The 6,215-nt window shown below is 47.8% G+C and carries 3 protein-coding genes and 4 tRNA genes; all 7 read left to right on the top strand.

Annotated features, from left to right (window positions below):
- On the top strand, nucleotides 1-256 hold a 256-nt coding region (locus ACR0QT_RS14285; protein WP_432631363.1), incomplete at its 5' end, for a hypothetical protein.
- 67 nt (nucleotides 257-323) lie between these two features.
- Nucleotides 324-407: transfer RNA gene (locus ACR0QT_RS14280), tRNA-Leu, on the top strand.
- 33 nt (nucleotides 408-440) lie between these two features.
- Nucleotides 441-513, top strand: a tRNA-Asn gene (locus ACR0QT_RS14275).
- A 4-nt stretch (nucleotides 514-517) separates the two neighbouring features.
- Nucleotides 518-601, top strand: a tRNA-Leu gene (locus tag ACR0QT_RS14270).
- Between the two features lie 350 nt (nucleotides 602-951).
- Nucleotides 952-1,035: transfer RNA gene (locus ACR0QT_RS14265), tRNA-Leu, on the top strand.
- 329 nt (nucleotides 1,036-1,364) lie between these two features.
- On the top strand, nucleotides 1,365-2,174 hold the full coding sequence (locus tag ACR0QT_RS14260; protein WP_432631362.1) for a hypothetical protein: 810 nt from the start codon (nucleotides 1,365-1,367) through the stop codon (nucleotides 2,172-2,174).
- Between the two features lie 115 nt (nucleotides 2,175-2,289).
- On the top strand, nucleotides 2,290-6,215 hold a 3,926-nt coding region (locus tag ACR0QT_RS14255), incomplete at its 3' end, for an MBG domain-containing protein (protein ID WP_432631361.1).

Genomic DNA, 6,215 nt, shown 5'->3' with positions numbered 1-6,215 from the left:
TATAGGTGGGGGTATCACAAACTTTCTCAGGAGGGGAGACAATCCCCTTCTGAGTTATACGCTCCGCGAGGGTGCAAAGCGCCAGTGGCGCTTGTTATGCACCGACCGCAGTGGAACGGAGAAGCGCAGTGATTTTGATAGGAAGATGTCAGCAGAGCTGACCAAAATCACGCGCCAAGTCTCCGTGAGCGTCGACTTGAACTCTTTTTTATATTGCATATTTTGTGTGTTTATTTATGTTAGTAGCAATGATTAAAAAAAATAAAAAAATTTGAAAAAAACACTTGCCAAATATGAGAAGGTGTGGTATATTATAGGAGTTGGCGGAAGTGCTGGAATTGGCAGACAGGCTAGACTAAGGATCTAGTGGCAGCAATGTCGTGTGGGTTCAAGTCCCATCTTCCGCATAGAACAGAAAGAAGCAATTCTTTCTGCGACATTCCTCGATAGCTCAGTCGGTAGAGCACGCGGCTGTTAACCGCGCTGTCGTAGGTTCAAGTCCTACTCGGGGAGCTTTGCAGAAGTGGCGGAATTGGCAGACGCGCACGGTTCAGGTCCGTGTGGTAGCAATACCTTGAGGGTTCGACTCCCTTCTTCTGCATGAGAGAAGAAGGCTGTGACAGAGATGTCATGGTCTTTTTTTGTGTAATCAAGACAAGATGATGCTAAGGCACAGTTGTGTTTATGAGATCGGAAATGGTGTCCCACAAACACAAGCCCCTGTGAGCATTGGCTTAAATCCAGAGGAAATGTACCAGATGAAAGGATGTGCTCCTGATCTTGAATGTTAAGTTCCTGCATGATACATTCGTAGAGCCTTGATGAAAATGGCAGTATTTTCAGAATACAACAAAAAAACAAAATAATTCAAATAATAGTTGACTTTTATGGGTGGATGCGATATACTACATATCGTTGAAACGACGACTTGTGTTGTCGGGACGATGGTTTGCAGAAGTGGCGGAATTGGCAGACGCGCACGGTTCAGGTCCGTGTGGTAGCAATACCTTGAGGGTTCGACTCCCTTCTTCTGCACGAGGAAAGAGAAGGCTGTGACAGAGATGTCACGGTCTTTTTTGTTTTTTAAATTTTTATTTTCGATAATTCTGTTTACAGTCGGTCTACGAAAGCGCATGTATCCGGGGCTTTTTTTCTCAAAATATTTTCAAAAAAGCAGGGGAAAAAATAGATGGATTTTTCTCAGTTTTAACAGGTTACGGTGGTATTGAAAGTCTTTTTATGGTAAAATAATAGAAACATTTGACAGTACTGACAGGACAAATGTCTCCATCATCTTGAAGACTGGATCAGGGTGAGTGGTAAATGGTATGAGAGTATTGGGAAAAAGGCTTAGAGGAGGATGTATGCGTAAGAAAAAACTTTGGAAACAAAAATGCGCGATGGGACTTGCGGTTGCTGTGACGGCAACGAGCGTTCCGACTCCGGCTTTGGCTGGAAAGGCAGAAGTACCGGTTGCAAATGAGACGCAGGTAGAGGGGGAAAATACAGACTCAGAGTCTGGTGATGTAGCGACATCCTCAAACGCAGATGCAGTCGATCACACCAAGAAGCAGGAAGAAACTGTTTCAAAGGCGACGTCTTCCGATGCAGAAGAGAATGACGGGGATAGTGATCTGATTGACGATGTGACTGTACCGGATGAGGAACAGAAGGCAACATCGAGTGATGCAGATTTGGAAGAACCGGCAGAGGAGGAACTTCTTCCGGCAGAGCAGATTCAGCCGTCTGTGAAGGCAGGGCAGAACTTAAACCAGGGTGCGACGATCGATGTCTGGGATGGCATGACGGAAGATGAGCTGAAAGAAGAACTCAAGCGAGAGGTATGGGGAGGCGACGATGCAGACTTCCCGGATACCTGGTATTATCATGCATCAGCAACGACTTTAGGAACACAGACGACGGACTGGGTTGAGCTTGGTGGAGAGACACTCAACAAGAAGCTCAAACTTTCTGTTCAGCCAGTAACCTATTCATCCCTGATGGATGTCGCAATGAGTGGTTCTGCGACCTCTTTCGAGATTGGAATCGGTGCTACGCGGACGACAAAGACGTCTGGTAGAAAGGAATATGTGGAGACTTCCATCGCTGATGGCGAGTATGCTACGGTAAAAGATTCGCAAAGAGATCAAGGTAACGTACACAGAGCCGGATGAGGCCGAAAATCACGGAACTCTGACTGGAGAGAAGACGGCAAAACTGCATCAGAATTTTACATTTAAGATTACCCCGCAGGTCGGTTGGATTCCGGAAGTTACTGCAAGCAGTGATTTGGCAAGTTCGATTGATGTTTCCGTTACCAGAGACGGAGATCAGTATGTCTACACGATTGCAGGGGATGATGTCACCGAGGATCTGGAAGTGGAGATCTCCTATCAGGCAGATCGCGCAAATGTAGAGACGATCACGCTTGACAGCAACACCAGAGATAATTTCACAGTGAAATATGGCAGTAGCGAAGTGACGGGCGACACGTTTGATATCAATAAGACGGCGCGCGAGATCTCTATCAAGGCAAAAGACGGATATTTCCTTGCATCAGTAAATGGAAATACGGATCTGTCTGAGGATGATTTCTCAGATGATGGCTGGATGACATACACGATTGCGGATGGAGAGTCCACGATCAGCGTGGAGGCTTTGAAGGCAGAGTTTGTGATGAACGCCGATCCGTGGCTTGCATGGGAGACGGGCGATCTTGCAGATGAGGATACCGCAGGTAAGGTTCTTGATGCGGTGGTTGACTGGACAAAGACACTTCCGGGTGAGACCGTGATTTCCAAAGATCAGATTACCGTGGAATATCTGATGGGAACGGGAAACCTCAGTGGAGCGAAGACCTACAAGGAGCTTACCTATGGAATAAAAGGAAGCGATTCCTATCTGTACAACGGAGCTCATAATTTTGGAGCTGACACCGAGACCGTTCGGATTACCTGGAATGGCTCAAAGCGCTATCCGAAACTGGTACTTGAGCTTGAACTGGCGCTTCGCCCGGATCGGAGCAATAAGGATGTTGTGACGATCAAGGCAGAAAACCGCGATGCGATTCAGATCCAGTACAAAGATGCGACCGTAACGGATGACGAACTGCTTCTGGATAAGAATAACCATAAGATTACGATTTCTGCGACAGAGGGCTACTATCTTGAGAGTGTGGATGGTACCGTGCTTGGGGAGTCTGACTTTACGGCAGATCACGTTTATGAGTATACCGTTCCGGATGAATCAACCGAGCTTTCCGTTTCTGTCAAGAAGATGAGCTTTGAGGCAAAACAGAATCCGACGCTCAACTGGTATGAGGGAAAAGAGATCGATGAGAGCACCGCTCAGAAGATCATTGAGGCAGTTGTGGACTGGACAGCTACCGTACCGGATGAGTCTGTGATTGATAAGGAAAATTTGAAGGTTGAATATGCAGTCTCCAATATGCCGGAGTCAAGCATTTATTCTCCGTACAAGCCTCTGGACCATGATCCGGGCTTGAATTTCCTTGAGCATGAATTTGGAAGTGAAACTTCTGAGAAGATCCGAATCACCTGGAACGGAACAAATCAGTACCGGAAGATGGTGCTTGAGGCGACTCTGAATCTGGAGGACAACCGTCTGGATACCAGTGTAACCCTGAATTCCGGTGTGAAGATTACCTATGTTCCGGAGGATCAGGAGGAGACCTTCAAGCGCGCAGTCTATGAGCAGGTGATCAGCAAGGTAGATCCGCTTGCGGAGAAGCCGGCTTACGAGAAGTTTAAGATTGTCAACAATACGAAGACACTTCTGACCCCGGATTACAATGTGGGAACCAAGGAAGTTCAGGTAACTTATCTTGGCGATGATACTTACAAGCAGAGCACGGCAACTGTGGAAGTGGAGATTGTGAAGGCAAAATCCTCTGTTCGCGTAAAACAGCTCTACACGATTACATACGGACAGGAGATTCCGGGAGAGTACATTGTCACAACTCCGCAGGGATTGAAGGTTCTGGCAATCTATGCGGGAGTGAACAGTGATTTTGACGGAACAATTATGTTCAATGTTCCGAAACTCACCGTTGTAGGCACGGATGTGGATCTGGAATCCATCATTCGCACAATTTTCCCGGACGGCGCTTCGATCAGTGATGTTCTGGAATTCCTGAACAGTGATGCGTCTCAGACCGTTCTGAAACTGTTGGAGCAGGCAGGAATCGATACATCCAGCTTTATTCAGGCACTTGAGACGATCAGCAAATACCTGCCGGATTCTGTGACCTCTCTGCGTGTGCAGTTTGGCACGCCGAATCGTGCCGGTATGTATGCGACGGTTGCGATTGTCGCAGATCAGAACTATGAGTCTTCCGTCGGTGTCGGATCTCTGATCATCAAACCGGAGACTCAGGATGTCAGACTTGCATGGAAGAACAACGTGACGACGATTGCGTTCAATGACCGTCCGGCTACCGATGAGGAGGCAGAGAAGCTGTTTGAGGCTGGAATCTATGTATCCGATCAGGAGCAGATGAACCCGACGACAGAGGTTCGTTACAGATACAAGGGAACTTCTCTGGCTGGTGTCTACTACGACATGGCAACCCCGGTTCTCGATCCGGGAACTTACACCCAGACGGCTTATATTCTCAATGGAGATCAGTTGGCATGGCCGATTTCTCGTGAGTATACCGTAGAGCTTTCTGATTCCCAGATTCGTTTTGATGATCTGGATGAAGATGGAACGAAGAGTGTATTCTACAATGGACAGCCTCAGGGATTGACCGCACAGTTGTACTATGGAAAAGATTTCGATCAGAAATGCGAGAATGCAGAACTTCATTACACCTACAATGGATCTTACACGGTTCCGACCGATGCAGGTATTTATGAGGTAGTTGCTAGCTTTAACGGAGATGGCTGGCACAAGATTGCACCGCGTGCAACGGCGCTCCTGATCATCAACAAGGTGACTCCGCAGATTGCGATCACACCGGTTGAGTATACCTACGATGGACAGGCTCACGGTGCAGAGTATCGGGTGACCGGTATTGATGGCGAGGAGCTTACAGATGCAGAGGTAACAGTTACCTATACCAACATGGAGACCGGAGCAACCTCTCAGGATGCACCGACCGAGGTTGGCACTTATCATGTAACAGTTGCAGTAAGGGATTCTAAGAACTACGGCGCAAACAGCCAGACGGAAGAGAAGGCCCTTGTAATCAAGAAGGCAGAGTTGCAGGGAACAAGCGTAGAGATCACGGATCTGGAGCATGTTTATGACGGAAATGTTCACAAGGCAAAAGTGAGCGTGACTGGAGTAGCGGGCGAGCAGATTGATGACTACACGGTAACGTATCTGGATGAAGACGGAGAAGTCGTAGAGAATCCGATCAATGCGGGAACGTACAAAGTGATCGTAAAGGTATCTGCGGCAAACTACGAGGACTACGAGAGTCCGGCAAGTGAGCTAGTGATCAAGAAGGCAGAATTGCAGGGAACGAGCGTAGAGATCACGGATCTGGAGCATGTTTATGACGGAAATGTACACAAGGCAAGTGTGAGCGTGACCGGACTGACGGGCGAGACGATCGAGGATTACACGGTAACGTATCTAGATGAAGACGGAGAAGTTGTAGAAAATCCGATCAATGCGGGAACGTACAAAGTGATCGTAAAAGTATCGACGGCAAATTACGAGGACTACGAGAGCCCGGCAAGTGAGCTAGTGATCAAGAAGGCAGAGTTGCAGGGAACAAGCGTGGAGATCACGGATCTGGAGCACGTTTACGACGGAAATGTACACAAGGCAAAAGTGAGCGTAACCGGACTGACGGGCGAGAAGATCGATGACTACACAGTAACGTATCTGGATGAAGACGGAAATGTTGTAGAGAATCCGATCAATGCGGGAACATACAAAGTGATCGTAAAGGTATCAACGGCAAACTACGAGGACTACGAGAGCCCGGCAAGTGAGCTAGTGATCAAGAAGGCAGAGTTGCAGGGAACGAGCGTAGAGATCACGGATCTGGAGCACGTTTACGACGGAAATGTACATAAGGCAAATGTGAGCGTAACCGGACTGACGGGCGAGAAGATTGATGACTACACGGTAACGTATCTGGATGAAGACGGAAATGTTGTAGAGAATCCGATCAATGCGGGAACGTACAAAGTGATCGTAAGGGTATCTGCGGCAAACTACGAGGACTACGAGAGCCCGGC

The sequence above is a fragment of the Brotaphodocola sp. genome, assembly GCF_050873365.1.
Lineage (GTDB): Bacteria > Bacillota > Clostridia > Lachnospirales > Lachnospiraceae > Brotaphodocola.
The sequence above is the reverse complement of the archived record's forward strand: the minus strand, read 5'-3'. Positions and strand labels throughout refer to the sequence as shown.